The 3648-nt window shown below is 48.3% G+C and carries 3 protein-coding genes; all 3 read left to right on the top strand.

The window, feature by feature from the left end; all coding sequences use genetic code 11:
* Positions 1-696: 696 nt before the first annotated feature.
* Positions 697-2136 (top strand): O-antigen ligase family protein, encoded by a 1440-nt coding sequence (locus QUA99_RS32410; protein ID WP_333460535.1) that lies wholly within the window; start codon positions 697-699, stop codon positions 2134-2136.
* Between the two features lie 42 nt (positions 2137-2178).
* A complete protein-coding gene (locus QUA99_RS32405; RefSeq protein ID WP_333460534.1) occupies positions 2179-2949 on the top strand; it encodes a polysaccharide biosynthesis/export family protein in 771 nt (256 codons plus the stop codon).
* Positions 2950-3413: 464 nt separating this feature from the next.
* Positions 3414-3648 (top strand): hypothetical protein (locus tag QUA99_RS32400; RefSeq protein WP_333460533.1); only part of this gene is annotated, 235 nt, incomplete at its 3' end.

Genomic DNA, 3648 nt, shown 5'->3' with positions numbered 1-3648 from the left:
ATTGCTTCAACCGCGCTGATGCGCAAAACAACCGCCACGCTCTAATCTCAGCTGGAGGAAAGCTTGCGGTCACGTCAGAGGTGGTGAAACCTAGGGCGTCACAGTGCTTCGAGCGCGATGACGTGGTTAGAGAGCCAGCCAGCGGACTTCATCAGGGCCAGCAGCCATAAGGTGCTGCGCGAAACGGCCGAACAGATGGATGCGCCCGACCGGTATGCATTGCCAAACAAAAGCTCTTGCGCCGCGGGGGGCGTCCACACATGGACCTATAACGGGCGCAGTATGCGCGCAGCCACGCTGGCGCAGGGCCATCCACGCTATCACGTTATTGCAGATGGCAAACCTAGTCCTGCTATCTAGCAGGCGTCAGGACGCCACTCACTGAAAATCCGCTATCTCATTGAGATCTAGCATGTATTGGCATGAAGCCGATTGAGCTTTGCATTCTTAGCATCCAGCTGCTTTGGCACACAAATGGTTTGATCTGCAGGTGCCTTCCACTCTCTGCCATCAGGATAGCCGTCAACCGCCCTTCGGCGAAACTCGGTTGCCTACTTCACGCTACACATAGAGAACCAAGAGGCTTGGACCTGATTTTTGGTAGAAAATTGATGGAGGACGGTGTAGGCCGCAGTCACACCGCCCGTGGCAGCGGTTTGACACCTCCTTCAGTTAAATTCTGTGTTTGGATAAGAAATGGGTAAAAAATCCAGCCCTATTTGGTTAGCAGATTCAAGTAAATTCGCATTACTAACCATGTTAATCGTATCTGCGTTTTTGTTTGGCGGCAGCGCAAGATATGATGTGGCATCATTGATTGTCATTCGCCCCATATCAATATTGGCTGCTGCATACGCAATTTATGCTGGCCAAATCGATAGGCAAGAAAAATACAATATTCCCATGGCTTTAATCGTATTGCTATTCGGTTACGTAGCAATCCAATTAATTCCTTTGCCTCCTTCGATTTGGCAGGAGCTCCCCGGTCGGGGTGTGATAGCAAAAATAGAAAATGCTGCTGGTATCGCTGGTACTTGGCGCCCTATGACTATGTCACCGTCCCGAACATTGAATACGTTTTTTTCGCTGTTTGTTCCATTCTCAGTGTTGCTTATGATGATGGAAATAAAGAAAAAATATCTTGACAGAATTGCCGTGATCATAATTGGACTCGTTTCTGTGGGATTGATTTTGTCGATTGGCCAATTACTTGGCCCGGCCAATGGCCCGCTCTATTTTTACAAAATAACCAATCATGGGTTACCTGTCGGTTGGTTCGCTAATCGAAACCATAATGCCATATTGCTCGCCAGCGTGTTGCCTCTTTTCGCCTGGTTTGTCATTTTTAACGAACGAATGCGGCTGGAAAAAATTGTGAAGGCGGTGGTTGTTATCTTTGCAACTATTCTTTTGGTTTTAACCATTCTGATGACAGGTTCGAGGGCGGGGTCTGTTTTGGTTGTTTTACCAGTTACGATAATTGCATTAGTAAGTGCTGGATTTTTAAAAAATAAGGCCGTGAATAAATCCTCTGGAAAATGGCAATTTGTTAATTTCTTGTCACGCCATTCGGTCGGCCTCACTGTTGCTGCCTTATTGTTGGTAATTATTGGTATCATGAATTTGTCAGAATCTGAGGCAATATTGCGCTTTGCAAATAATGATCAGGATGCGGAGCTAAGATTAAAAACGTTGCCGTATCTTAAAGAAATGGCAATTTATTATTTACCATTCGGATCGGGTTTCGGGACTTTTGAGTTGGTCTACAAGATTGTGGAGCCTGACTTGTTCTTGTCGCCAAACTATTTGAATCAGGCTCATAACGATCCACTTCAGTTTGTGATCGAGGGAGGTGTTGTTGCCCTGCTGGTTTTAGCCGTGTTTTTGGGATGGCTATTGAATTCTTTGAGGGTCGCAGTACCTCTCCTGTGGCGCGGCATGCAGGGTCGACACTGCCCAGTGTCAGTCTGGCAGCATGGATCATCGCTGCTCGCAATTTGTATAGTCATGCTCGGAAGTGTCGCGGACTATCCTGCTCGCACACCACTAATTATGGCTTATTTGGCGGTTTTGTCGGGGCTAGCTCTCCGCACTCGGCCACAAAAAGAAGTTGTTAGGGCAGTGTCATGCGATTGATGTTGTGACAAGTTGGCGGCTAGGGAGGTCACTGTTCCCTTTGTGAGTAATATTATTGATAAGGAATCGAGTATGCTGACGACATTTCGGCTAGCGCATATTTTTACGGGCTTGAGCCTGATTATCCTTGTGATGCCGCTCGCATCTTGTGCGAATCGATCTAGCCTTGTGCAGGGCGGTGCGGTAGGAGTCGTTAATCCGGGCGAACTGCCTGCGCCCTCAGATCAAGATGTGAAGGTGCCCGTGCGGGCTTACCGCATCGGCCCTTTTGACAAGTTGCGAATTAGCGTATTTGGCATCGAAGAACTGAATGAGAAACAGATTGAGACCGACGCAAGCGGCAGGATCTCGTATCCACTTGTGGGCGCAATAGACGCTGCAGGCCTTACGCCAGGCGAGCTAGCGACGGCAATAGAAGATAAACTCCGTGTTAGCTATATTAGAGACCCTCAAGTAACAGTTAACTTGGAGGAAACTGTTAGTCAAGTAGTGACATTGGACGGGCAGGTTGACAAGCCAGGTGTATATCCGGTGGTCGGCCGAATGACACTAATGCGCGCTCTAGCTCGGGCGGGCGGCGCTTCGGAGTTTGCAAAGCTAGATGATGTAATTATATTTCGTACGGTTGATGGTCAAAGTCTCGCGGGTGTTTACAATATGAGGTCCATTCGTTCCGGTGTTTATGCGGATCCTGAAGTATACGCTAATGATATCATTGTTGTCGGCGATTCTCCGCGCCGGCGACTGATAGCGGATCTGTTGCAGGTGCTGCCAGCAATCGCCACGCCGTTGGTTGTACTTTTACAGAATTAATGTCGGATGAGCTTAATCCTTGGTGTGATTGTGAGTGCCGCATTTGATTTGGTGCCGATTTGAAAAGGAATAGGTATTTCGAAGCAAGCTCATTGCGAGCGCTTTGCCAGATTGAACTAAGAAGGCGTTGTTTTGGGTGGGCTTAATATAATCGAGTGCGAAATTTCATTGATATATTTTGTGGCGAATGTTGTTACGCTCACCCTTTTCTATATCGCATAGCGTTTGCTTTGAACTAACTTAGATTGAGCAGGGTGGTGAGGGTCCATGATCTCGCTCTCAGCCGTTGGGCAAGTCTTGCCAGTGAGGTGACTACAAGGCGTTCAACATCGCTGCACATCGAACGCATTGCATACTCATGCGCCAGCGCGCCTCTGTTTAAGCATGGTATCGTGGAAGTGATCGGTTTAACTAGGTTTGTCTAGCTGTTTGGCGCGAACAATGCGCAGTTCGCTATCACCGCCATGAAGCGAGACCGTGCTTCAAAGAGCGATGATATATTGCGGTCAATCTATAACTGCGGCAATCAGTGCGCCGTTCGCTTCGATGCGCGCGTTTTCACCAATCGCGGTCGGTTATTGGAAATAGCTGCCGTCATTACAAGTACTGGTTTTTGGACCGATGACGTGACCGCAAGCTTTCCTCCAGCTGAGATTAGAGCGTGGCGGTTGTTTTGCGCATCAGCGCGGTTGAAGCAAT

It is taken from the genome of Microcoleus sp. F10-B2, from assembly GCF_036704965.1.
Classification (GTDB): Bacteria; Cyanobacteriota; Cyanobacteriia; order Cyanobacteriales; family Microcoleaceae; genus Microcoleus.
Note: the sequence above shows the minus strand (reverse complement) of the source record. Positions and strands in the feature narration are given on the sequence as shown.

What these genes read in the sequence shown, in the direction of transcription:
- QUA99_RS32410 (WP_333460535.1), top strand. Translation starts at nt 697, where the DNA reads ATGGGTAAAAAATCCAGCCCTATTTGGTTAGCAGATTCAAGTAAATTC.